At 72.4% G+C, this 22,291-nt stretch carries 21 protein-coding genes; 10 read left to right on the top strand and 11 right to left on the bottom strand.

Features of this window, described 5'->3' with window-relative positions:
- Window positions 1-172 precede the first annotated feature (172 nt).
- Together OG408_RS22765 and OG408_RS22760 are read right to left on the bottom strand one after the other, a co-directional pair.
- The gene (locus OG408_RS22765) at window positions 173-694 is read right to left on the bottom strand and encodes an EF-hand domain-containing protein (RefSeq protein WP_266781342.1); all 522 of its coding nucleotides are present in this window, start codon (window positions 692-694) and stop codon (window positions 173-175) included.
- A gap of 93 nt (window positions 695-787) precedes the next feature.
- Complete coding sequence (locus OG408_RS22760) at window positions 788-1,111, bottom strand: STAS domain-containing protein (RefSeq protein WP_405407073.1); 324 nt, start codon at window positions 1,109-1,111, stop codon at window positions 788-790.
- Window positions 1,112-1,543: 432 nt separating this feature from the next.
- Between OG408_RS22760 and OG408_RS22755 the strand changes: the two genes are divergently transcribed.
- Both OG408_RS22755 and OG408_RS22750 read left to right on the top strand, forming a co-directional pair.
- Window positions 1,544-2,134, top strand: a complete 591-nt coding sequence (locus OG408_RS22755) for an RNA polymerase sigma factor (RefSeq protein ID WP_326671648.1) — start codon at window positions 1,544-1,546, stop codon at window positions 2,132-2,134.
- The gene (locus tag OG408_RS22750) at window positions 2,131-3,396 is read left to right on the top strand and encodes a zf-HC2 domain-containing protein (RefSeq protein ID WP_326671646.1); all 1,266 of its coding nucleotides are present in this window, start codon (window positions 2,131-2,133) and stop codon (window positions 3,394-3,396) included. Before OG408_RS22755 ends, OG408_RS22750 begins: the two co-directional genes overlap by 4 nt.
- A gap of 8 nt (window positions 3,397-3,404) precedes the next feature.
- On the opposite strand, the gene purU is transcribed toward OG408_RS22750, so the two are convergent.
- Together purU and OG408_RS22740 are read right to left on the bottom strand one after the other, a co-directional pair.
- A complete protein-coding gene (purU, locus tag OG408_RS22745; protein WP_266781336.1) occupies window positions 3,405-4,283 on the bottom strand; it encodes a formyltetrahydrofolate deformylase in 879 nt (292 codons plus the stop codon).
- A gap of 28 nt (window positions 4,284-4,311) precedes the next feature.
- The gene (locus OG408_RS22740) at window positions 4,312-4,758 is read right to left on the bottom strand and encodes an SCO4402 family protein (protein WP_266786353.1); all 447 of its coding nucleotides are present in this window, start codon (window positions 4,756-4,758) and stop codon (window positions 4,312-4,314) included.
- A gap of 174 nt (window positions 4,759-4,932) precedes the next feature.
- Here OG408_RS22740 and OG408_RS22735 point away from each other — a divergent pair, with 174 nt between their 5' ends.
- Window positions 4,933-6,213, top strand: a complete 1,281-nt coding sequence (locus OG408_RS22735; protein WP_266781334.1) for an ABC transporter substrate-binding protein — start codon at window positions 4,933-4,935, stop codon at window positions 6,211-6,213.
- A 46-nt stretch (window positions 6,214-6,259) separates the two neighbouring features.
- Here the strand turns inward: OG408_RS22735 and OG408_RS22730 are convergent, their stop codons facing one another.
- Both OG408_RS22730 and OG408_RS22725 read right to left on the bottom strand, forming a co-directional pair.
- Window positions 6,260-7,753: a hypothetical protein gene (locus tag OG408_RS22730; RefSeq protein WP_285569868.1), complete on the bottom strand. Its 1,494-nt coding sequence runs from the start codon at window positions 7,751-7,753 to the stop codon at window positions 6,260-6,262.
- A 176-nt stretch (window positions 7,754-7,929) separates the two neighbouring features.
- Complete coding sequence (locus OG408_RS22725) at window positions 7,930-9,312, bottom strand: transcriptional regulator (RefSeq protein ID WP_326671642.1); 1,383 nt, start codon at window positions 9,310-9,312, stop codon at window positions 7,930-7,932.
- A gap of 324 nt (window positions 9,313-9,636) precedes the next feature.
- Between OG408_RS22725 and OG408_RS22720 the strand changes: the two genes are divergently transcribed.
- The 3 genes from OG408_RS22720 (at window position 9,637) to OG408_RS22710 (ending at window position 12,844) form a co-directional block, all read left to right on the top strand.
- Window positions 9,637-10,293 (top strand): bifunctional DNA primase/polymerase, encoded by a 657-nt coding sequence (locus OG408_RS22720; protein ID WP_266786351.1) that lies wholly within the window; start codon window positions 9,637-9,639, stop codon window positions 10,291-10,293.
- Between the two features lie 68 nt (window positions 10,294-10,361).
- Window positions 10,362-11,195, top strand: coding sequence for an ABC transporter ATP-binding protein (locus tag OG408_RS22715; protein WP_266781328.1), 834 nt, complete (start codon window positions 10,362-10,364; stop codon window positions 11,193-11,195).
- On the top strand, window positions 11,192-12,844 hold the full coding sequence (locus OG408_RS22710; protein WP_285569872.1) for a transporter: 1,653 nt from the start codon (window positions 11,192-11,194) through the stop codon (window positions 12,842-12,844). The genes OG408_RS22715 and OG408_RS22710 overlap by 4 nt, the downstream gene beginning before the upstream one ends.
- A 42-nt stretch (window positions 12,845-12,886) precedes the next feature.
- Here OG408_RS22710 and OG408_RS22705 read toward each other — a convergent pair whose 3' ends face one another.
- Both OG408_RS22705 and OG408_RS22700 read right to left on the bottom strand, forming a co-directional pair.
- Entirely contained in the window at window positions 12,887-13,780 is an 894-nt protein-coding gene (locus tag OG408_RS22705; protein WP_266781324.1) for an alpha/beta fold hydrolase, read from the bottom strand.
- A 682-nt stretch (window positions 13,781-14,462) separates the two neighbouring features.
- Window positions 14,463-15,155: a metal-dependent transcriptional regulator gene (locus OG408_RS22700; protein ID WP_266781322.1), complete on the bottom strand. Its 693-nt coding sequence runs from the start codon at window positions 15,153-15,155 to the stop codon at window positions 14,463-14,465.
- Between the two features lie 229 nt (window positions 15,156-15,384).
- Here OG408_RS22700 and OG408_RS22695 point away from each other — a divergent pair, with 229 nt between their 5' ends.
- Window positions 15,385-16,140 (top strand): SIS domain-containing protein, encoded by a 756-nt coding sequence (locus OG408_RS22695; protein ID WP_266781320.1) that lies wholly within the window; start codon window positions 15,385-15,387, stop codon window positions 16,138-16,140.
- Between the two features lie 67 nt (window positions 16,141-16,207).
- Here the strand turns inward: OG408_RS22695 and OG408_RS22690 are convergent, their stop codons facing one another.
- On the bottom strand, window positions 16,208-17,587 hold the full coding sequence (locus OG408_RS22690; protein WP_266781318.1) for a PAS domain-containing protein: 1,380 nt from the start codon (window positions 17,585-17,587) through the stop codon (window positions 16,208-16,210).
- Between the two features lie 359 nt (window positions 17,588-17,946).
- Window positions 17,947-18,609 carry a pyridoxamine 5'-phosphate oxidase gene (gene pdxH, locus OG408_RS22685; RefSeq protein ID WP_326674583.1) on the bottom strand — a complete coding sequence of 221 codons (663 nt, stop codon included), beginning with the start codon at window positions 18,607-18,609 and terminating at the stop codon, window positions 17,947-17,949.
- A gap of 220 nt (window positions 18,610-18,829) precedes the next feature.
- Between pdxH and OG408_RS22680 the strand changes: the two genes are divergently transcribed.
- From OG408_RS22680 to OG408_RS22670, 3 genes are all read left to right on the top strand, one after another.
- Entirely contained in the window at window positions 18,830-19,939 is a 1,110-nt protein-coding gene (locus OG408_RS22680) for a citrate synthase 2 (protein WP_266781316.1), read from the top strand.
- A gap of 163 nt (window positions 19,940-20,102) precedes the next feature.
- Window positions 20,103-20,759, top strand: coding sequence for a hypothetical protein (locus OG408_RS22675; RefSeq protein ID WP_326671638.1), 657 nt, complete (start codon window positions 20,103-20,105; stop codon window positions 20,757-20,759).
- A 269-nt stretch (window positions 20,760-21,028) separates the two neighbouring features.
- On the top strand, window positions 21,029-21,688 hold the full coding sequence (locus tag OG408_RS22670; protein ID WP_285569882.1) for a hypothetical protein: 660 nt from the start codon (window positions 21,029-21,031) through the stop codon (window positions 21,686-21,688).
- Between the two features lie 115 nt (window positions 21,689-21,803).
- Here OG408_RS22670 and OG408_RS22665 read toward each other — a convergent pair whose 3' ends face one another.
- Window positions 21,804-22,157, bottom strand: coding sequence for a beta/gamma crystallin domain-containing protein (locus OG408_RS22665; protein WP_266781310.1), 354 nt, complete (start codon window positions 22,155-22,157; stop codon window positions 21,804-21,806).
- Between the last annotated feature and the right edge of the window lie 134 nt (window positions 22,158-22,291).

Below are 22,291 nucleotides of genomic sequence, written 5' to 3'. Positions count from 1 at the left end.
TGGGACTGGAAACGTTCGTCGTTTGAGGAGACGCCCCGGAGGGGCCCCGGACCCCCACCCACCGGCAAGCGCGCCCCGCGGGGAACCCGCACCCAAGCCCGTCCGGCGATTGAGGACGGAACCCCGCACCAAGGACCGGCGCAACGCAAACGCGCCGCCGCCCGCCCAAGGGCTACGCGTCGGGCTCGATCACCGTGAAGTACGCGGCGAGCGCCGCCACCGCTTCCGTTTCCGCGATCCGGCCGTCGTGGTCCGCGTCCAGGCTCTGGGCCGCGAACGCGGCCGCGTCCTGGCTCGCGCCCAGGACTCTCAGGGCGCGCTCCACGGCCGGCACCGCCGCCGCGCCGTCGTCGTCCTGGTCGGCGACGGCGATCGCCGCGCGCAGGAAGGGGCGGGCGATCTCCGCGAAGCGTTCGGGGTTGTCGCGGAGGCGTTTCACCGCACCGCCCACGAACTCCTCACGGGTGACCCGCTGGTCCCCGTCGACGTCGGCGATGCCCGCCATGCCCTGCCAGAACGCCTCGGCCCCGGTGTAGAGCGCCTGGCCCTTGTCGCAGCGGGCCGTCGTACCGAATTCGGTGAGCAGCCTGGCCGCGGCCGCGTTGAAATCCGCGCGATCGATGTATCCGTTGCCGTCCTGGTCGAAGGCGGCGAAGCGGAAGGCGATCTTGCGCTCATACTCTGCGCTGTCCATGCGGGGAGCGTACGACGCCCGCAGGCGTCACGTGTCACTTACGCGCTTCACCGGTGTGACAACCCGGTATTAATGTCCGGCCGCGGTGGCGTCTCAGGCCGAGAGTGGCTGGGCTTCCTCGTCGACGGCCGAGTCCCAGTCGGGGTAGACGTCGAACAGCCGGCGTACGCCGAGGGCCGCGAGCACCCGGTTGACGTGGGAGCCGTCCTCCGCGCCGCGGGCGGGCAGGATCAGCCGCAGCCGGCCGCCGCAGGAGCGCATCAGGCGGCGGGAGGCGATGAGGACGCCGACGCCGCTGGAGTCGCAGAAGAAGACCTCGGAGAGGTCGAGCACGACGTCGTGGCGTCCGACGGCGACCGCGTCATGGACGGACTGGCGGACGACGGGTGAGGTCACCAGGTCCAGCTCGCCGTACATGTGGAGGACGGTCCACCCGTCACGTTCGGTCTCGGCCACTTTGAGCGGCTTGCGGGAACGGTCCTGGGCGAGCCAGGGGACGTGGGTGGTTTCGGCCGGAGGTGGGCAAGGTGTGCTCACGCGACTGGGCCTCTCGTTCCGGGGATTCCGGGGGATTCCAAACGATCCGGAAGTTTGCGTTCCTCCTCGCGGCTGCCCCGGTGCACTCCCATGAAACACCGGCCCCCTCGGGAAGGCCCAGATGGGTTTCGGGCAGAAATGATCACTTCAGGTCCGATTCCATCGCCGAGGGGCACCGCATTCCCTACCATCCAGGGCGCTCGCGGGGACGTACTTGCCGTAAAGGGGCGTGCCCGGTCACCCTTGCCGACTACATTCGATGTGACGAGAGGTACGGGCCAGGGGCCCTGACGGAACGGAGCTGGGGGTCGGATGGTTAAAAACGCACCACCCCGCTGGGACCGCAGGATGCAGCAGCGGCTGGCCCGCGGCGAGGCGGCCGCGCTCGGCGAGCTCTACGACCGGTTCGCCTCCCTCGTGCACAGTCAGGCCAACCGGATGCTCGACGACGAGAGCGCCGCCGACCTCGTCACCCGCGAGGTCTTCGCCTACGTGTGGGAGAACCCGGACGCCTACGACCCCAAGCAGGGCTCGATGCGCGCCTGGGTGGCCCGGCTCACCCACCGCGAGTCCGTGCAGCGGCTGCGCAGGACCGCCGCGGCGCAGGAGGACGAGGGGTACGACGGGGCCGTCGTGGACCCGGCCGAGCTGGAGGAGCGGGTGCGCCGGGCCACCGCCGCCGCCCGCGCCGACTACATCGTCGCGTCGATGCCCGCACCGCTGCGGGCCGCGCTGGAGCTGGCGTACATCCAGCGGCGGGACTACCGGCAGACCGCGACCGATCTGGGCGTCACCGAGGACGAGGCCCGCCGGCGGCTGCGGCTCGGGCTGCAGTTGCTGTCGACCGCCCACACCCGGCCGCTGGAGGGCTCGTCGCCGCCCGGATACGGGCGGCTGCTGTGAGCGATGACACGGACGGCAGGGACGGGACCGGGCGCGACGAGGTGCGGGGTGCCGGCCGCATACCGGGCCCGCGGGCCGCGGCCGACGACTTCGAGCCGAGCCGGCTCACCCCGCCCCCGGAACCGGAGCCGCTCGTGCTGCCGCACCGCGTCCTGAAGGCCCTTCTCGGCGCGTGGGCGCTGACCGCCTGCTCGCCCGAGGAGACGGAGGCCGTGGAGGCGCACCTCACGGAGTGCGCCGCCTGTGCGGACGAGGCGCTGCGGCTGCGCGACGCGGTCGGGCTGCTGCACACCGACCGCACGCTGGACCTCGATCCGATGCTGCGGACCCGGGTGCTGGACAGCTGTCTGACCCGCCGTCCGGCCAAGATCCCGGTCCCGGAGTGGGCTTCTCCGTACGACGCGGAGACGGCCCGGCTCGACGCGCTGCTGCGTGACATCGGCGACTCGGAGTGGCACGCCCCGGTGCGGCTGAAGTGGTTCGAGCACGAGCGCGGGGTGAACCGGAAGACGACGGTCGCCGGGGTCATCGGCCACCTGATGACCGTGGACGGGCTGGTCAGCACCGCCCTCGGGCTCGACGACCCGCTCGCCGGGAGCGTCCCGGGCACGGCGCGCCGGGGTGCCGGGCTGCCGCTCGCGCCCACCCCGCGCACGGAGACGTACTGGTCGTCCGGCCGGCGGCCGCCGACCCGGACCGTCCGCGAGCCCTGGCGCGACCAGAGCCACACGCTCATCCGCACGGTGTCCTTCGCGGGGCGCGGTGTCTCGGACCTCTCCGTCTCCTACGGCGACTTCGCCCTGCCGTTGCAGGACGCGCTGCTGGACCGCGCCTTCGAGTGCTGGGTGCACGCCGGTGACATCGCCGACGCGGTGGACTACCCGTACGAGGCGCCCGCCGCCGCCCATCTCCACCGGATGATCGACCTCGCGGCGCGGCTGCTGCCGGCCGCACTGGCCGAGCGGCGCAGGGCGGGGCTCGCCGCTCCGGCCCGTCATCTGGTGACGGCGGGCTCCCCGGGGCGCTCGCTCCATCTGGAGGTCGAGGGTTCGGGCGGCGGCAACTGGTACATCGCGCTGGACTCCCCCGCCGCCGTCGGCTCGCCCGACCACACGGTGGCGCAGGTCGCCCTGGACGGTGTGGAGTTCTGCCAGCTGGTGGCGGGGCATGTGCAGCCCGTGGAGGCGGCGGCGGGACAGCGCGGGGACCGCGAGGCGATCCAGGACGTGCTCTTCGCCGCGGCCTCGCTCAGCAGGCTCTGAGGCGTCCGCTAGGCGAAGATCACCGTGCGGCGGCCGTTCAGCAGGATGCGCCGCTCCGCGTGCCACTTCACGGCCCGTGCCAGGGCCTGGCACTCCACGTCGCGTCCGATGGCGACCAGCTGGTCCGGGGTCACGCCGTGGCCCACCCGCTCGACCTCCTGCTCGATGATCGGCCCCTCGTCGAGGTCGGCCGTCACGTAGTGCGCCGTCGCACCGATGAGCTTCACGCCGCGGTCGTGCGCCTGGTGGTACGGCTTGGCGCCCTTGAAGCTCGGCAGGAACGAGTGGTGGATGTTGATGATCCGGCCGCTCAGCTGCTTGCACAGGTCGTCGGAGAGGACCTGCATGTAGCGGGCCAGGACGACCAGTTCCACGTTCTCCTCGCGGACCAGCTCCAGCAGCCGCGCCTCCGCCTCCGCCTTGTTCTCCCTGTTCACGGGGATGTGGCAGAAGGGCACGTCGTACGAGGCGACGAGCTCGGCGAAGTCCGTGTGGTTGGAGACGACCGCCGCGATCTCGACCGGCAGCGCCCCGATCCGGGACCGGAACAGCAGGTCGTTGAGGCAGTGGCCGAACTTGCTGACCATCAGCACGACCCGCATCCGGTCCGACGAGCGGTGGATCTGCCAGTCCATCCGGAAGGAGTCGCCGATCGCCGCGAAGCTCGCCCGGAGCTTGTCCAGGGTCACCGGGCTGTCCGCCGAGAAGTGGACGCGCATGAAGAAGAGACCCGTGTCGTGGTCCCCGAACTGCTGGCTGTCCTCGATGTTGCAGCCGGTCATGAAGAGATAGCTCGACACGGCGTGCACGATGCCCTGTTTGTCGGGGCACGAGAGAGTGAGGACGTACTGCTCGGGAGCGTTGTCAGCAGGCTGCGGCGCGGTCATCCCCGTAGCGTGCCACACCGTCCGCCGTTCAGGCGGTCCTGGTCATGATGCGGAGCACGTCGAGCGAGCGCGGCGGGACGTCGGGGTCCTCGCCGTCGTTCGTGGCGAGCAGCACATGGGCCTCGCGGGCGGCCCGGACGGCCTCCGGCCAGCCGTGATGCTCCAGGTAGGCGGAGACGGGGGCGTCCGCGCCGACCTGGTGCATGATGCGCAGCACCCGCAGCACCGCGACGTCGACGAGGGCCGCCTCGCCGGAGTCCCGGAAGACGGTGCCGACGTACTTCTCGGCGGACCAGTTGTCGAGCCAGGTGTCCTCGACCAGGCGGTACACGGCGTCGGTGACGTCGCCGTATCCCTCCCGGCCGGCCAGCCAGCACTCGTGATGGAAGACGGGGTCGGAGAGCATGTGCAGCGCCGAGCGCACGTTGCTGCGCCAGCGCCACCACGGAATGTCATTGAGCGGCATGCCGCCCATGGTGGAGGAGCGACGGCCGCGACGGGAAGAGTTCTCGGAACCTTGCTGCACGGTTGTCGATCGTACGTTCCCTTTACGGCCTCCCGTACGGCCCCCCGTAATTCACCTGGACGTCACCGAGCGTTGAACGAAGCACACTGCGGCGTTACCCGGGGGCGGGAAGGGTCTGTGTCCATGACCGGACGGCGACGCCCCACCTTCCCCCGCTCCATCGGAATGCTCACCGGCGCGGTGGCGGCAGGGGCGCTGCTGATGACCGGCTGCGGTGCGCTCCCTGGGGCCTCGGGGGACTCCAGGGAGCCGCTCACCGTCGTCACCTGGGCGCCCGGCGGCGACTCGGGACCGGACGCCGCCAACATGGCGGGCATGACCGCGATGGCGCAGACGTACGCCCGCTGGATCAACGGCGAGGGCGGCATCGGCGGACACGAGCTGCGCGTCGTCACCTGCGACGAGCAGGACACCTCGGTCGGCGCGGGGAACTGCGCCCGCCGGGCCGTGAAGGAGAAGGCCGTCGCCGTCCTCGGCTCCTACAGCCGGCACGGGCGCTCGTTCATGGCGCCGCTCGAAGTCGCCGGGATTCCGTACATCGGCGGCTACGGCGCCTCCGAGGAGGAGTTCCGGAGCTACATGTCCTATCCGGTCACCGGCGGCCAGTCGGCGCTCCTGGCGGGCAACGCCAAGCAGCTGGCCCGCACCTGCGAGCGGGTCTCGCTGGTGCGGCCGGACACGCTGGGCGGCGACAGCCAGGCCTGGCTGCTGCGCACCGGTCTCACCGAGGCCCGCCGGCGTGCGCCGGTGGACGTCCAGGCGGCGGAGGGGACCACCTCGTACGACGGGGCGGCCGGGCGTGCGCTCGCCGGAGCGGGCACGGACGGCGGCTGTGTGACGGCAGTGCTCGGCGACCGCACGGAGACGTTCTTCGACTCGTTCCGGCGGCTGGAGCCGGCGAGCGGGTCGGTGCGGATCTCGTCGGTCCTCGGCAGCATCGGCCAGCCGCTCATCGACCGCACCGGCGGCCGGGAGAGCCCGTTCGAGGGCGCGTACGTCACCGGCTGGTACCCGGCCCCGGGCGATGCCCGCTGGGATCTGATGCGGAAGGTGATCAGCAAGCACGCCTTCGGCGACAACCGCATCGACCCGGACGACACGGGCGTGCAGACGACCTGGATCGCGTACACCGCGCTGAAGTCGGTCATCGAGTCGATGAACGAGTCGGAGATCACCGCGCGGAAGGTCACCAAGGCCCTCAACGGGGGCGTCCGCGTCAGCACCGGCGGCCTCACGCCCGAGCTGCGCTGGCGCTACGAGGACATGATCGGCTCCGACTCGTACCCGCGCATCGTGAACAGCAGGGTGACGTTCCAGGTGGTGCGCGACGGCCGGCTGGTCGCCGACAAGAAGGGCTTCGTCGACGTGACGGAGACCCTGTCGGACGCCAGCGCGACCGGCTGAGGCGGCCGGCCCCCGAATCCCGCGCCGGGGGCCTTCACCACCGCGCTCAGAGCGCGGTGGCCTCACGCTTCGTCAGGCCGTACTTCACCGCGATGGTGTTCCACAGCCCGGACGCCTGCCGCTTGGCCTTGCTCGCCTCGCCGCTCTGCACGTTGGCCTGCTGGTAGTGCGCGGTCGGGCGGGCCCTGCCCTTCTTGCACACCTTCTTGCTCTTGGCCTGCGCCGCCCAGGCGGCGTAGTGGTCGTCCGCCGACGCGGACGCCTGCCAGGCCTTGGTGAGCGAGGCGGTCAACTGGGCGTTGTCCGGGAGCTTGTCGACCGACAGGTCCTTGAGCCGCGTCACCAGGTCGCGGCGCTGCTTGGCCGCGCCCTTGAGATCGGACACCGCCTTGTCCAGGTCGGTGCAGGTCTTGGCCTTCTCCACCGCGCCGATGACCGCGGCCCGGCTGTTGTTGCTGTCGGCGAGCAGCTTGTCGAGCTCCTCGGCCTGCGGCTTCGCCGGGTCCGGAGCGGCTTTGCCGGAGGGCTGCGCGGCCGGCGAACTCGCCGATGCCACCGGCTCCTTGTTGTCCTTGCCCTCGTCGTCGCCCCCGCTCATCAGGGCACCGGCCCCCAGACCGATCACGGCGCAGCCGACGACGACCGCGGCGATCAGCGGGATGTGCGCGGACTTCTTGCGCCGGCCGTCCCCGCCGTCCTGCGGCAGCCCGTCCTCGGGGCCGGAGTACCCGGGCCCGTTGTACCCGGGTCCGCCGTAGCCGGGTTCCTGCTGGTACGCCTGCGGGGGCTGCCCGCCCTGGTACTGCTGCTGCGCGGGGTCGAACCGGGGCATCTGCTGCGTGGCGCCCGCGGGCTCCTCGCTGCGGAAGAGGTTGTCGAACTCGGCGGGCGGCTGCCGCTCACCGGGCGCACCGGGCCGTATGCCGTACGGGGCGCCGCCGGGGACCGGCGGTATGTACTGGGTGGCGTCGGTGTCCTGGTGGCCGTGGTGGCCCTGGCCGCCCTGCGGGGCCTGACCGGCGGACTGCTGGTACCCCTGCTGCGGGGCGCGGCCCAGGAACTGGGTGGACTCCGCGCGGTTCTCCGGCGGCAGACCGCCCGGCGCGGGACCGCCCGGCACCGGTGCGATGTACTGCGTGGCGTCCGCGTCCCCGCCGGGCGCGGCCTCGGGCGGCAGCGGCTGGGCGTACGGGGACGGCTGCTGGGGCTGCGGAACCTGGCCGTATCCCGGGGGCTGCTGTCCCTGGCCGTACTGCCCGTGCTGCGGCTGCTGCCCGTACGGCCCCTGCTGCTGTCCGTACGCGCCCTGGTCCTGGCCGTACGCGCCCCGGCCCTGGTCCTGATCCTGCGGCGCGGCGTCCTGGTGGGGCGCCTGCGGCCCCCAGGGCTGCCCCCACGGCTGCCCGCCGGCCGGGGCCGCCTGGTCGGCGGGTCCCCCGGGCGTCCAGGGCTCGCCGCCGCCCGCGGGCAGCACGACGCCCTCGTGCGCGGGTCGTACAGCAGGGAGCTGCTGCTCGTCACCCTGTCCGCTCTGTGTCACCGGGACTCCTACGTGTGAACCTATGGAATCGTCGGCTCACGCTATCGGGTGGTTGCCGCCGTTCGCCAAGCGCGTGTTGTCACTCACCACCCCTTCACACGGGCTGTAACACCCTGCGGCCTTAAGACGCAGTTAAGGGGGACCCGGGCCCGGCCGGCCCCGCGGACCCCCTCCCGTCAGGCCGCCTGAAGCTCCAGACGGGCCCCGAACTCCCGTACCGCGGGCTCGTCCCCGTACGGCACCAGGCGCTGCTGCAGGTCCTCCAGATACTCCGCTCCCCGGCTGGAGCGCACCGTGCCCAGCAGCTCCATCGCCCGCGTCCCGGTGTGGCAGGCCTGCTCGACCTCCCGCATCTGCACCTGCGCCGCGGCCAGCAGGGCCAGCCCGATGCCGCGGCGGCGGGTGCGGGTCTCCGGGAGAGCGGACAGCGCCTCCTTCGCACGGCGCGCGGCGGCCTCCGCCTGGCCGAGGTCGCGGTGGCAGTGCGCCAGCTCGTCGGCCAGATACGCGTGGTCGAAGTGCGCGATCCAGTCGGGGTCGTCACCGTCAGCCGGGTCGGCCTGCTCCAGTGCCGTCAGTGCCCGGCCCGCCACCGCCTGGCTGGTGCGGGCGTCCCCGAGCAGGGCGTGGCCCCGGGCCTCCGCCGCGTAGAACATCGCCTCCGCCCGCGGGGTGACCCGTCCGCGCGCGCCTTCCTGGGCCGCGCGGGCCAGTTGGGCGATCTCCCGCGGGTTGCCGAGCTGGGCCGCGAGATGGCTCATCGAGGCGGCCAGCACATAGCCCCCGTAGGCCCGGTCGCCCGCCGCCTGGGCGAGCCGCAGGGCCTGGATGTAGTAGCGCTGGGCCAGACCCGGCTGGCCCGTGTCGATCGCCATGTACCCGGCGAGCTCGGTGAGCCGTGCCACCGCCGCGAACAGCTGCCGCCCGGTCGACTCGCGGTACGCCCCCGAGAGCAGCCCGGAGACCACGCTGTTCAGGTAGTGCACCAGGACCGGTCGCACATGACCGCTGCCGAACCGGTGGTCCAGGTCGACCAGCGCGGCCGTCGTCGCCCGCACCGCCTCCACGTCCGGCATCCCCACCCGGGACCCGGCCGCGCGCGCGACCTGCGGGTCCGCACCGCTGATCAGCCAGTCCCTGCTGGGCTCGACCAGCGCCGACGACGCGACGGTGGAACCGGACAGGAAGTCCCGGCGGCCGACGTCACTGCGCCAGAGCTCGCAGACCTGCTCGATGGCCCCGGTCACCGTAGGGGCGAACTGCAGGCCCACGCCCGAGGCGAGGTTCTTGCCGTTGGCCATCCCGATCTCGTCGATCGTGACCGTACGGCCCAGCTTGCGGCCGAGCGCCTCGGCGATGATGCCCGGCGCCCTGCCGCGCGGCTGCTGCCCGCGCAGCCAGCGGGCCACGGAGGTCTTGTCGTAGCGGAGGTCGAGCCCGCGCTCGGCCCCGACCATGTTGACGCGGCGGGCGAGGCCCGCGTTGGAGCATCCGGCTTCCTGGATGAGCGCCTGGAGCCGTTCGTTCGGCTGGCGTGCGACGAGAGGCCTGGCTGCCATGTTTCTCCCCCTGAGGCCGCAGTGATCGGTGAAAGGAATCACTGCCCGGCATATGTCTGAGAAATGCGCCGATTCATCGTGTTGGTCACTTTCATCGCGTCTCTCGCGTTTCCTCCCGGCACGCACCCTAGGATGCCGAGCGAACTGCGCCGGATCTCCGGTATCTGGACTACCCGCCCGGGGCCACGACTCCTCCCGCGCGCCCCCACCGGTGCATCGGTGCGCCCCATATGCGGGAGCGAGTGACCGTAACCGCGTTCGCCACGCCCGTAACCCCAGGTGGCGGCGGGAGTTGTGCTGTGCGTGGAAGAGCCCATCGGAGTCATGGAAGCCGCACAGGTCCCCCAGCAGCGTGTCGAGCAACTGCTCGACGCCGCGGTGCGGTACGCGGAGGAGCGGCACTGGGACGTGTGCCCCGGCAGCTGGCTGGAGCCGGCCGGCGGCACGGAGCGCTGCTCGTGCGGCGAGGCCCGCTGCGCGGCGCCCGGCGCGCATCCGACCCGGGCCGACTGGGCGGGCCGCGCCACCGGCAGCGGGGCGGCGGCCCGCCGGATGTGGACCCAGCACCCCCGGGCCTCGATCCTGCTTCCCACCGGGCGCGGCTTCGACGCCGTGGACGTACCGGAGTCCGCCGGCTTCCTCGCGCTGGCCCGGATGGAGCGGATGAGCCTGCCGCTCGGACCGGTCACCCGCACCCCCGACCGCCGGATGCAGTTCTTCGTCCTGCCGGGCGCCGCCGCCAAGATCGACGGCCTGGTGCAGAAGGTCGGCTGGAACGCCGCGGCGATCGGGCTGCGCGGGATCGGCGAGGGCCACTACGTCGCCGCCCCGCCGACCCGTGTCGGGGGCTCGGGCGTCGTGCAGTGGGCCCGCAGCCCCTCCACCGCCAACCGCTGGCTGCCCGAGGTCGAGGAGCTCGTCAGCCCGCTCGCCTACGCCTGCGGGCGCGAAGCCGCCGACGCGCGGGGGCGCCTTTCGTAGGGTGTCCCCAAGTAGGAGCGTCCCGGCGTGCCCGGGACGCTCCACGGGGACTTCGAAGGGCGCTCATCATGCCGGACCGGACAGCAGACACCGACGGGGCCGACCGGGCCGTCGCACCCGACGTGCCGAGGGCGGCGCCGCCCGCGGTACGCGTGGAGGGGCTGTGGAAACGGTTCGGCGACCACACCGCCGTCGCCGGCATCGATCTGGAGCTGCCCGCGGGCAAGTTCATCGGGCTGGTGGGCCCCAACGGCGCGGGCAAGACCACCACCCTGTCCATGGTCACCGGCCTGCTCCGCCCCGACCTGGGCCGGATCGAGATCGGCGGACGGGACGTCTGGCGCGACCCGGTCGAGGTGAAGTCGCGCATCGGCGTCCTGCCCGAGGGTCTGCGGCTCTTCGAGCGCCTCTCGGGCCGTGAACTCCTCGCCTACACCGGCCGGCTGCGCGGCCTCCCCGGTGCCGAGGTGGACAGCCGGGCCACCCAGCTGCTGGACGTCCTGGACCTGGCGGGCGCCCAGCACAAACTGGTCATCGACTACTCGACGGGCATGCGGAAGAAGATCGGGCTGGCGGCCGCGCTGCTGCACAACCCCGAAGTCCTCTTCCTCGACGAGCCGTTCGAGGGCGTCGACCCCGTGTCGGCGCAGACCATCCGCGGGGTGCTGGAGCGCTACACCGGCTCGGGGGCGACCGTCGTCTTCTCCAGCCATGTGATGGAGCTCGTCGAGTCGCTCTGCGACTGGGTGGCCGTGATGGCCGCGGGCACCATCCGCGCCCAGGGCACCCTCGCCCAGGTCCGCGGCGACGCGACCTCGCTCCAGAACGCCTTCCTGGAACTCGTCGGGGCGGGCGGCCGCGACAACGGTGCCGCTCTGGACTGGCTCGGCGGTGCCCGATGAGCGTGCTCGACGCCCCCGCCGGCTCCGGTCCCCGCACGGCCGGCCCGGCGGGCGGCAGGGAACTGATCCCCGTCCTGGTACGCCTCAAGCTCGCCCTGCTCCGCAACGGTCTGCGGCAGTCGTCCGGCCGGCGGGCGGTGTACATCGCCTCCGTCGTCGCCACCCTGCTGCTCGCCCTGGGCCAGCTGATCGGGCTGATCGCCCTGCGCGGCCACGCGCACGCGGACTCCCTCGTCGTGCTGCTGGCCGGAGTCCTCGCGGTCGGCTGGGCCGTGATGCCGCTGTTCTTCTCCGCCGGGGACGAGACCCTCGACCCGAGCCGTCTGGTGATGCTTCCGCTGCGGCCGGGGCCCCTGATCACGGCGCTCCTGGTGTCCTCGCTGGTCGGCATCGGCCCGCTGTTCACCCTCTGCCTGACGGCCGGTTCGGTGATCGCGCTGGCCCATGGCGCGGGCGCGGCCGTGTTCGCCGTCCTGGCGGCCCCGCTGACCCTGCTGGTCTGCGTCGCGCTGGCCCGGGCCGTCGCCACGGCCAACACCCGGCTGCTGACCTCCCGCAAGGGCCGCGACCTGGCGGTGCTCAGCGGGCTGGTGATCGCGGTCGGGATCCAGATCGTCAACTTCGGTGCGCAGAAGCTCGGCCGGGCCGGCGGCCTCTCCGCGCTCGACCCGGCCGCGGACGTGGTGCGCTGGCTGCCGCCCGCCTCCGCGATCGGTTCCGTGGAGTCCGCGTCCCAGGGGGCCTACGGGCGGGCGGCCGTGCAACTGCTGCTGGCCGCGGCCGCGCTGGTGCTGCTGGTGGTGGTGTGGCGGCGCAGCCTGGAGAAGCTGATGACGGCGCCGGACGGCTCGACGCTGTCGGCCGCGGAGCCGGCCCGTACGAAGTCCGCCACGGACGGCTCGGGCCTGTGGGGGCTGTTCCCCGAGGGCCGTACGGGCACGGTGATGCAGCGCAGCCTGCGGTACGTCGCACGGGACCCGAAGACGAAGGCGGCCTGGGTGACGGCGCTCGCGATCGGGCTGATCGTGCCGCTGCTCAACGCGTTGCAGGGCACGGGCTCGGTCTACTTCGCGTGCTTCGGCGCCGGGATGCTCGGCATCCAGATGTACAACCAGTTCGGCCAGGACACCTCCGCCTTCTGGATGGTGGCCCTGACGATCTCCTCGACCCGCGACGCGTACCTCGAACTGCGGGCGCGCGCACTGGCGCTGCTGCTGATCACGCTCCCGTACACGGTGCTGGTGACGGTCCTGACGGCGGCGGTGCTCGGGGAGTGGACGGTGCTGCCGGGGGTGATGGGGCTGTCGTTCGCCCTGCTGGGCGCGATGCTGGCGACGGGTGCGGTGGCGTCGGCGAACTTCCCGTACTCGGTGCCCCAGGACGGTGCGTTCAAGAACGTGGCGCCCGGGCAGGCCGGGCTCGCCTGGATCTCGATCTTCGGCGGCATGGTCTCGGCGGCGCTGCTGTGCTCGCCGCTGATCGGTCTGACGATCTGGCTGCATCTCGACGGTGCGGAGAACCTGCTGTGGCTGCTGCTGCCGGTGGGAGCCGGCTACGGGGCGCTGATCGCCTGGGGCGGGCTGCGGGTCGCCGCGCCCAGGACGGCGGACCGGCTGCCGGAGATCCTGACGGCGGTCAGCAAGGGGTGACGGGCGCGGCGGCCGGGCGAGCGGGGTGCCCGGCCGCGCCGCTCACGGAGCTACCGGCTCCCGGTCGTCCCGGGTGTCCTCGGCGAGCTGTTCGAGGAAGGGTTCGACGGCGGCGCGCCAGCCCTCGGGCTGGTCGTAGTGGACGAGGTGCCCGGCGTCGGCCACCTCCGCGTACTGTCCCCGGGGCAGCACCCGGACCATCTCCTGGGCCTCCGCCCGGCCCAGTTCGCCGTCGAGGCCGCGGAGCACCAGGGTGGGGCATCTGACCTGGGCCAGCTCCTCCCAGTGCGCGTCGAAGACCCAGGTGGCGCGGGAGCGGAGCATCTGCCGGCGGGAGAAGACGGGCCGCCAGCCGTCGGCGCGTTCGGCCATCACCTCGGCGAAGAACTCGCCGCGGGCGGGGTTGGGGTGTTCGACCCAGGGGTCGTCCTCGCCGAACCACTTCCGTACGTCGGCGAGGGTGGCGAACGGGACCGGCCAGGAGGTGAACCAGTCCTCCCACTCCCGCTGCGAGGCCGCGCCGAGCGCGGAGGCCCTCATGTCGCAGATGACCAGGGCCCGGACGAGGTCGGGGCGCTTCGCGGCGAGCTGCCAGGCGGTGAGCGCGCCCATCGAGTGCCCGACGAGGGTGACGGGGGCGAGGCCGAGCTGTTCGATCGCGGCCTCGGCATCCGCCACGTACGCGTCGCGCGTGTACGGGCCCTCGGCCGGCTTCTCGCTGCGGCCGTGTCCTCGCTGGTCGAGGCCGACCGCCCGGTACCGCTCGGCGAGCCAGCGGGTGGTGGAGGCCCAGTGCGAGGCCCGGCCCATCAGTCCGTGGAGGAGTAAGACGCCCCCGGCGCGGTCCGTTTCCGCGCGCCCCTTGGGCGGGTCGGCGAACTCCCAGGCGGCGAGGCGTACGCCGTCGGCTCCGGTCACATCGATGCGCTGCACCATATGTCTGGCACCCCCTTCTGGTCCCTCGATCACCCTGTGGTCGCGTCGGCCAGACTATCGAACCTTTATTCGAAAACCGGGTTCCGGCGCGCAACACCGCTCGTTCGAGTGACCGCCTCCAAGGATTGACGCCCGCCGCTGCGGGGAGATCTTCTCCGGGAGGCGGGCCACTCGGGGATGAGGGCTCGCGGGGACCGACCTCGAGAGCTCGGGGCTCCAGGTCGGAACAGGGGAGGACAGGCCCCGGCGCCTTGCGGCGCCGGGGCCATCCATCGTTCCGGGGCCGGTCGCGGGGCCGGGTGCGGGGGCGCGCTTTACAGGCGCGTGCGCCGGGGCGTGCGGGCACGGCGGACGCCTCGCCGGAGCGGTTTCCGCGGACAGGGCCTGCGGGACCGCGACAGCCGCCTCCCGGTGCGCAGGCCGGACATGCCAGTACGACGGGCGCATTTCCTGCTCCCCTCCCCGACCGCGCGGCCAGGCGGCCGACACTCTCAGGTATCCCTCAGCGACAGACTGGCACGCGATCCGTCCGGGCGCTGCAATTCCGGACGGAAAAACGGAAAACGGACGACGGTCACCGCTGAGCGTCCGCCGCCCGTCCTGAGACCGCCGCCCGTCCACGGGACCGCACGGCGGTCCGAAGACCGCCGGGCGCTCCGCGGGACCGCCCGGCGGCCCTTCTCTAGCGCTTGGCCACGAAGACGTGCGAAGCGACCTCGGCGTCGAGCTCCGCCGCCTCGCCGCTGCTGCCGACCAGCACTCCGCCGGGCGACTCGGTCACGCTGACCACCGAGCCGGGCTGCACGCCCGCGCGACGCAGCGTGTACATCAGCTGGGCGTCCGTCTGGATCGGCTCACCGATCCGGCGGACCACCACCGTCTTGCCGTCGGCGCCCGGGTCGAGCTCCGACAGACTCACCATGCCCTCGTCGAGGAACGGGTCGGCCTCGGCCTTCTCGCCCAGCTCCTCGAGGCCCGGGATGGGATTGCCGTACGGAGACTCCGTCGGGTGGCGCAGCAGCTCCAGCACCCGCCGCTCCACGGCCTCGCTCATCACATGTTCCCAACGACATGCCTCGGCGTGGACCTGCTCCCACTCCAGGCCGATCACGTCGACGAGCAGGCACTCGGCGAGCCGGTGCTTGCGCATCACCCGGGTCGCCAGCCGGCGGCCCTCCTCCGTCAGCTCCAGATGCCGGTCGCCCGCGACCTGCACCAGGCCGTCGCGCTCCATGCGCGCCACCGTCTGGCTGACCGTCGGACCGCTCTGGTCCAGCCGTTCCGCGATCCGGGCGCGCATGGGGACCACGCCTTCCTCTTCGAGCTCGAGGATGGTGCGGAGGTACATCTCCGTTGTGTCGATCAGTCCGGACATTCGTGCCCCTCGATGCAGTCGTGCGCTGGCCCTCGTCCAATTCTGACGCATAGCGCCGACAACCGTGCCCCGCCGTCCGAACGAGCTCCGCCGCGGGGCCCTCCCGCGAGCCTCCGACGCGTCCGGGGGCGGGCCCTGCGGTATTGACATGTCACTGGTCCAGACCGCAACGTGATCCGCGGTACGGACGCCCCATGGACACCCCACCCCGCCGGAAAGGTCCTCCTCGATGAGCGAAAGCAAGCTGGCCGGTCAGTTCTTCGACGCAGCGATCGGCCTGCTGGAGCGCGTGCGCGACGAGGAGTCCGGCAACATCGCGGCCGCCGGCGCCGCGATCGCCGACACCGTCGTGGCGGGCGGCCGCCTCTTCGCCTTCGGCGCCGGCCACTCCTCGCTGGCCGCCCAGGACGTCGTCTACCGCGCGGGCGGTCTCGCCCTGATGAACCTGATGGTCGTCCCGGGCGCCCTCGGCGTCGACGTCATGCCTGCCACCCTCGGCTCGGCCCTGGAGCGGGTGGACGGCCTCGCCGGCGCGGTGCTCGACTCCAGCCCCGCGACCGCGGGCGACGTCCTCGTCGTCGTCTCCCTCTCCGGGCGCAACGCGCTGCCGGTGGAGATGGCGATGAACGCCCGCGCGCTGGGCCTGAAGGTCATCGGCGTCACCTCGGTCGCGTACGCGACGGGCACCCGGTCCCGGCACAGTTCGGGCGGCTTCCTGCGGGACCACTGCGACATCGTCCTCGACAGCAAGATCTCGATCGGTGACGCGGAGCTCGACGTCGACGGCATCGAGGCACCCTTCGGTCCCGCCTCCACGGTCGTCACCAGCGCGATCATGCAGGCGATGATGGCCGCCGCGGCGGAGCAGCTGCTGGAGCGGGGCGTGGAGCCGCCGATGCTGCGGTCGGGCAACGTCGACGGGGGCCACGAGTGGAACGGCCGCGTGATGACGCAGTACGCGGACCGGATCTTCTACCGGCACTGAGCCCGCGCCGCCGCGGGGCGGCCGGATTGGTGGGGCGGGCGCCCGCCCCCGGGCCAGGGCTCGGTCCTCAGTCGCCGGACGGGCCGGGGCTGCCGGTACGGCCGCCCGCCACCGCCCGATGCAGGTCCACCGATGCCGCCACCCGGTCCGCCACGCTCTCCGCGTACACCGCGTCCGGGCGCTCGAAGGCGGCCCGGTGGGATGAGCGCAGGAAGGTCAGCACCCCCAGCGTCCGCCCCCGGCTCCGCAGCACCACGCAGAGCGCGTGCACCGCGTCGGACGGCCACCGCCGCTCCGCGGCCCACTCCCCCGCCGCCTGCGCCGTACCGGCCCCGGCCGAGGCCCGCACCGAGCCCGTGCGGTCCACGGCCTGAAGGGCCGGGTGCCCCGGCGCGTACCGCAGCGGGATGCCGCCCCCGGCGACCGGCAGGCACGGGCCCGGCGCGTCGGCGGGTGTCCCCGCGGCGCGCACCAGCCGCTCGCCCTCCAGCAGGTCGACGAGCGCGTGGTCGGCGAAGCCCGCGAGCGCGTAGTCCAGCGACGACGTGGCCGCCTCCATCGGGTCCTCGCACTCGGCGGCGGACCGCGAGGCCCGGTGCAGCTGACTGGCCCGGAACCGCACCCGGTCCGCCTCCTGGGCCGCCAGCTTCGCCGCCGTCACGTCCAGGAACAGCCAGCCGACGCCCAGCGGCACCGGCTCCTCCGCGAGCGGCGATGCCAGCCGCAGGAAGCCGCTCCGCCAGCAGCGCCGCCGGTCGCCCTCGGCCGTCCGCAGCGTCACCCACAGCTCGGTGGGGGCGGACGGCGCCCCCTCGGCCAGTACGTGCTGGAGCGCGCCCTCCAGGTCCTCCACGCCCTGCACGATCAGCTCGCCGAGCGGCCGGCCGAGCAGGGTTGTGCGGCCGCCGCCCAGCGCCCGGGCCGCGTGCGCGTTGACGACGGTGGGCCGCAGGTCCACGTCGACGAGGACCACACCCCACGACGCGTCCTCGAACAGCGCCTCGCTCAGCGCGATGGACCGCTCCAGATCGATCTGCGCGTGGACCTCGCTGAACGCGCAGTACACCCCGGCGGGCTTCCCGTCCGCGCCCCGCACCCCGGCCGACTGGGTCCGTACGAGCACCCGCCCGCCGTCCTTGCGCAGCAGCGCGAACTCGTGCACCTGCCGCCCCGGCCCGTCCATGACGGCCATCAGCCGCCCCTGCACCTCACCGGCGTCGGCCCGCCGCACGGCCCACCCGGCGAACCCCGGCCGCCCGACGGCCTCCTCCGCGGACCAGCCGAGAATCCGCTCGGCCTCGCGGTTCCAGTGGGTGACGGTGCCGTCCGCGTCGAAGGCGCACAGCGCGGCGTCCATCCCGTCGAGAAGGGCCGCCAGCAGCTCCGCCCCGGGAATCGGCTCCGGGCCGAGCGCGTCGGTCGTTCCGCTGCTCCTGGAAGCACTCATCCCGGGACCCCCTGCAGGACGTGACTGCCATTGCCGCACGTCAGACCATTGAACTCGAACGTGACTCGGCACACAGCGACTTCCCCGAAATCGATCGCCCCGATAATTCGGTTGTGCGCCGCCGCGGACCTTCCTAGGCTGAAGCCACACGTAGGGAAAGGAGGTGTTCCGGAAGTGATTTCTTCTCGGACTCGTGAGGTGACTGCGGGCTGACGCCCGTTGTCGCGCTCTTGCAGTGCAGGCCGGTCATCGGCCAATCCCAAGCAGTCACCGACCCGCAGGCTCGCCGGTAAGTCCGGCCGGCTCCTCCGCAAGGAGGGACCAGAGCCTGCGGGTTTCTGCGTGTCCGGGGCGCTCGGCTACGGGCACAGCCGCTCGACGCGCCACGCCCCCTCGCCGCGCCCGTCCGCGCCCCCTTCCGCGCTCCCGTCCTCCCGGACGTAGCGCAGCCGGTCGTGGAGCCGGTTCTCGTGCCCCTGCCAGAACTCGATCGTGTCGGGGACGACGCGGAAGCCGCCCCAGTGCGGGGGTGCCGGGACCTTCTCGCCCTCCGGGTAGCGGGCAGCGAGGTCCTCGTAACGGTCGACGAGTTCCTCGCGCGAGCCGATCACCGCGGACTGGTCGCTCGCCCAGGCGCCCAGCTGGGAGCCGTGCGGGCGGGTCCGGAAGTAGGCGACCGTCTCCTCGCGGGCGACCCGGGACGCGGTGCCGGTGACGACGACCTGGCGGGCCAGCGGGTGCCAGGGGAAGAGCAGCGAGACGTACGGGTTGGCCGTGAGTTCGCTGCCCTTGCGGGAGCCGTAGTTGGTGAAGAAGACGAAGCCCCGCTCGTCGTACATCTTCAGCAGCACGGTGCGCGAGGACGGGCGGCCCTCGGGGGTCGCCGTGGACACCACCATGGCGTTCGGCTCGTGGAGCGCGCCGCCGGCCGCGATCTGCCGGAACCAGCGGGCGAACTGCTCCATCGGACCGGCGGCGAGCCCGGCCTCGGTGAAGGCCTCGGACCGGTACTGCTCGCGCATCGCGGCCGGATCGGTGGTGGAATCGGAGGAGGAGTCTGCGGTGGGCACGGGGTCATCCTGCCGCAGCGGCCGTGTCCGCCGGGCGAGGAGGTCCGCCGACCGACCTGTGTGCGACGGGAAGCTGTGCCGGATGTCACGCTTCCCGGTCACGTCGGAACCCGCCAGTATCTTGGGTGGGCCCTGGGGCCCGCCCGCAGCCGCCGACCGAGGGAGCCGCCTGATGTCCGACTTCGTACCCGGACTCGAAGGAGTCGTCGCGTTCGAAACGGAGATCGCCGAACCTGACAAGGAAGGTGGTTCGCTGCGGTACCGGGGCGTCGACATCGAGGATCTCGTCGGCCAGGTGTCGTTCGGGAACGTGTGGGGGCTGCTGGTCGACGGGGCGTTCAGCCCCGGTCTGCCGCCGGCCGAGCCGTTCCCGATCCCGGTGCACTCCGGGGACATCCGGGTGGACGTCCAGTCCGCCCTGGCGATGCTCGCTCCCGTGTGGGGGCTGAAGCCGCTGCTGGACATCGACGAGCAGACCGCGCGGGACAACCTGGCGCGGGCCGCGGTCATGGCCCTGTCGTACGTCGCGCAGTCCGCGCGCGGGCAGGGGCGGCCGATGGTGCCGCAGAGCGAGATCGACAAGGCGGGGTCCGTCGTCGAGCGGTTCATGATCCGCTGGCGCGGTGAGCCGGATCCGCGGCATGTGAAGGCCGTCGACGCGTACTGGACGTCGGCCGCCGAGCACGGCATGAACGCATCGACGTTCACCGCCCGCGTCATCGCCTCGACCGGGGCCGACGTGGCCGCCGCCCTGTCCGGTGCGGTCGGCGCGATGTCGGGCCCGCTGCACGGCGGTGCGCCCTCCCGCGTCCTCGGCATGATCGAGGAGATCGAGCGGACCGGGGACGCCACCGCGTACGTGAAGCAGGCCCTGGACCGGGGCGAGCGCCTGATGGGCTTCGGCCACCGCGTCTACCGCGCCGAGGACCCGCGGGCGCGCGTCCTGCGCCGTACCGCCGAGGAGCTGGGCGCGCCGAGGTTCGAGGTGGCGCAGGCGCTGGAGAAGGCCGCGCTGGAGGAGCTGCACGCGCGGCGGCCGGACCGGGTGCTGGCGACGAACGTGGAGTTCTGGGCGGCGATCATGCTGGACTTCGCGGAGGTCCCGGCGCACATGTTCACGTCGATGTTCACCTGTGCGCGTACGGCGGGCTGGTCGGCGCACATCCTGGAGCAGAAGCGGACGGGACGCCTGGTGCGGCCGTCTGCGAAGTACGTCGGTCCGGGGACGCGCAGCCCGCGGGACATTCCCGGATACGAGCAGCTGGCGGATCTGGGCAACTGAGGCACGAGCGCGTGGGGTCACAGGGGCCGGCGGCTCGTTGCCCGGGCGGTATCGGCGGGGCGCGCAGCCGGCCCCGACCCCGTCGGAGGCAGCCGGTCGCCGCCGCGGCGCGGCCGGTGTGGGCGCCATTGACTCGTCTGTGCCGTTCGGTCAGCATGGTCCGGTGACTGACCAGGCGGGACCGGCACCGTTACGGGCCATCGCCCTGCTCACCGTCCTGGCGGGAGCAATCGGCCTCTCCGGCTGCGGCGGCGGTGACAGCGACGACGACGACGCCCCGGGCGCCTCCTCGGCCACGTCTGCGAGCCCGCGGCCTTCCGGCGCCGCCACCCCCACGACGCCTCCGTCTCCCACGCCTTCCTGTGTCCGGGGTGACAAGAGCTGGCTGGACGGCAATCTGGGCGGGCGCAGCGTGACCGCCTACCTGCCCATCGAGTTCGGCGGGCCGCCGAAGCTCTGCAAGCCCGTGACCGTCCACGTCGGCTATTTCGACGTCTCCTTCACCACCGTCGTCGACGGGGCGAAGCAGAAGCGGGGTTACACGGTGGAGACGGTCGACCAGCAGAGGTTCACCATCGACGGATCGGCCCTGGTCACGGCGAACCCGCCCTCCGGCGGCGGCAGTTCCACCTCCTCGTGCACCGGGCGCCTGATGATCATGTCGCTCGGCAAGCAGGTGGGGCCAGGCGACATCAAGACCATCAGCTGGTCGCAGTACGAGGGGAGCGGCGCCGTCGGGAACGTGGGGATCTCGTTCAAGGAGAACGTGAGCATCGCCCGCTACGACCTGCTGTCCCCGACCGATGCCGCAGCCTGCTGATCCGTCCGCCCGCGCGACCCGCGCGGCCGGGTCCGCCTCTGCCCGGTCTCGCGCCGTGCCGGGCCATGCCTGTGCCGCGCCTGTGCCGCGTCTGTGGCGAGCCTGTGGCATTCCCGCCTCAGCCTGAGATGGCGACGCGGCGCGCCTCGTTGACGTACCGCCGCGATCGTGCCGCTCCGGCGCGTCCGGTCACATGACCGGGCGCTTCGTCCAGTTGTTGAACGTTCCGGCTGTCGCACGAGGCAGCCCTCATTGCCAGTTAGGTCAAAATGACGCACAAGGGACGCATCGTCACCGCAGTCGCCCTCACCACCCTGGCCCTCGGGCTCACGGCCTGCAATGACGGCGAGGACTCGTCATCGGCGCAGGAGTCGCCCTCGGCCTCCGCCCCGGCATCGCCGGACCCGGCGTCGTCCGACCCGGGCAGCGAGAGCCCGTCCGCGGACACCGGCGACGACGCCGGCGCACCGGCCGGCGGTGACGTCGCCGCACCGGGCACGAAGCTCAAGATAGGCGACCGGGCGATCCTGCCGTTCACATACGGAACCGAGAAGAAGGGCACCGTCGCCGTGACCGTTACGGCGATCGAGAAGGGCGCCGAGGCCGACATGGCCCCGTTCGGCGCGAAGGCGAAGGGCATGACGCCCTACTACATCCGCATGAAGGTGGAGAACGTCAGCGGCACCGACCTGTCGTACGCGTCCCTGAGGCTGCGCGGCAAGCTGGAGGGCGGCGGCCCCACGGGCGTCATCCTGATCGGCGACCTCCCGGGCAAGTGCGACAACGAAACGGCCCCGCGCGACTTCACCACCAAGGGCGCGTCGTACGAGACCTGCTCGCTCAGCGCCACGAAGACCGATCCCATCGCGGCCGCCTTGTTCGAGGATGGTGACGCGTACAGCGACAGCCCGGTCCTCTGGACCAGCTGACCGCCCGTTCCCGTGTCCGCGCGCCGGGCATCTCGTCCTTGACGGCGTGCCCGGCCGGCGGCCACCCGCCTTCGAGCGCAGGCGTGCGGGCCCGAAGGGACGGCCGCGAAGAGGATCAGAGGATTTCGATGTCCTTGACCCGCGGCGGATTGTTCGGGAACGTGATGTCGGTCCACCGGTTGATGCGCACGGAATCGCCGTTCGCGTCGTAGTAGATGAGATCGTTGTTGCCCGTCGAGATCCGGTCGACCCACCAGTTGCCGAATCCGGTCCGGCCCTTGTTGGCGTAGCAGTCCACGCTGGTGCGACCGTCCAGGTGGGACCAGACCTTCAGGAAGTTCTCCCCGCCACGGCATTCGACGTGGTCGATGGCGGCGGCGTTACTCATGGGCATGACCATCGTGACCGCCGCGGTGGCGGCGATCGCCACGCCCACGGAACGGGCCGTCCTCTTCGTCTTCGAGATCACAAGTTCCCCTTCATTCAATGCCCGAACGGGAAGACGGTGGTCGCGGCCGAACGCATGAGGAGTAGAGAAGAAGTATTTTCCCACCTCTGCGCGGCCATTCCGTCATCCCATGCATTGCTCACTTGTTCTTGCTC

The organism is Streptomyces sp. NBC_01257, assembly GCF_035917255.1.
In the GTDB taxonomy this organism is placed as follows: Bacteria; Actinomycetota; Actinomycetes; order Streptomycetales; family Streptomycetaceae; genus Streptomyces.
This window is presented reverse-complemented; position numbering and strand designations above follow the sequence as displayed.

Excerpts from the sequence above, each read along its gene's own strand:
- OG408_RS22765 (WP_266781342.1), bottom strand. The coding sequence starts at position 694 with ATGGACAGCGCAGAGTATGAGCGCAAGATCGCCTTCCGCTTCGCCGCC.
- OG408_RS22760 (WP_405407073.1), bottom strand. The coding sequence starts at position 1,111 with ATGTACGGCGAGCTGGACCTGGTGACCTCACCCGTCGTCCGCCAGTCC.
- OG408_RS22755 (WP_326671648.1), top strand. The coding sequence starts at position 1,544 with ATGGTTAAAAACGCACCACCCCGCTGGGACCGCAGGATGCAGCAGCGG.
- purU (WP_266781336.1), bottom strand. The coding sequence starts at position 4,283 with ATGACCGCGCCGCAGCCTGCTGACAACGCTCCCGAGCAGTACGTCCTC.
- OG408_RS22740 (WP_266786353.1), bottom strand. The coding sequence starts at position 4,758 with ATGGGCGGCATGCCGCTCAATGACATTCCGTGGTGGCGCTGGCGCAGC.
- OG408_RS22735 (WP_266781334.1), top strand. The coding sequence starts at position 4,933 with ATGACCGGACGGCGACGCCCCACCTTCCCCCGCTCCATCGGAATGCTC.
- OG408_RS22725 (WP_326671642.1), bottom strand. The coding sequence starts at position 9,312 with ATGGCAGCCAGGCCTCTCGTCGCACGCCAGCCGAACGAACGGCTCCAG.
- OG408_RS22720 (WP_266786351.1), top strand. The coding sequence starts at position 9,637 with ATGGAAGCCGCACAGGTCCCCCAGCAGCGTGTCGAGCAACTGCTCGAC.
- OG408_RS22715 (WP_266781328.1), top strand. The coding sequence starts at position 10,362 with ATGCCGGACCGGACAGCAGACACCGACGGGGCCGACCGGGCCGTCGCA.
- OG408_RS22710 (WP_285569872.1), top strand. The coding sequence starts at position 11,192 with ATGAGCGTGCTCGACGCCCCCGCCGGCTCCGGTCCCCGCACGGCCGGC.
- OG408_RS22705 (WP_266781324.1), bottom strand. The coding sequence starts at position 13,780 with ATGGTGCAGCGCATCGATGTGACCGGAGCCGACGGCGTACGCCTCGCC.
- OG408_RS22700 (WP_266781322.1), bottom strand. The coding sequence starts at position 15,155 with ATGTCCGGACTGATCGACACAACGGAGATGTACCTCCGCACCATCCTC.
- OG408_RS22695 (WP_266781320.1), top strand. The coding sequence starts at position 15,385 with ATGAGCGAAAGCAAGCTGGCCGGTCAGTTCTTCGACGCAGCGATCGGC.
- OG408_RS22690 (WP_266781318.1), bottom strand. The coding sequence starts at position 17,587 with ATGAGTGCTTCCAGGAGCAGCGGAACGACCGACGCGCTCGGCCCGGAG.
- pdxH (WP_326674583.1), bottom strand. The coding sequence starts at position 18,609 with ATGCGCGAGCAGTACCGGTCCGAGGCCTTCACCGAGGCCGGGCTCGCC.
- OG408_RS22680 (WP_266781316.1), top strand. The coding sequence starts at position 18,830 with ATGTCCGACTTCGTACCCGGACTCGAAGGAGTCGTCGCGTTCGAAACG.
- OG408_RS22670 (WP_285569882.1), top strand. The coding sequence starts at position 21,029 with ATGACGCACAAGGGACGCATCGTCACCGCAGTCGCCCTCACCACCCTG.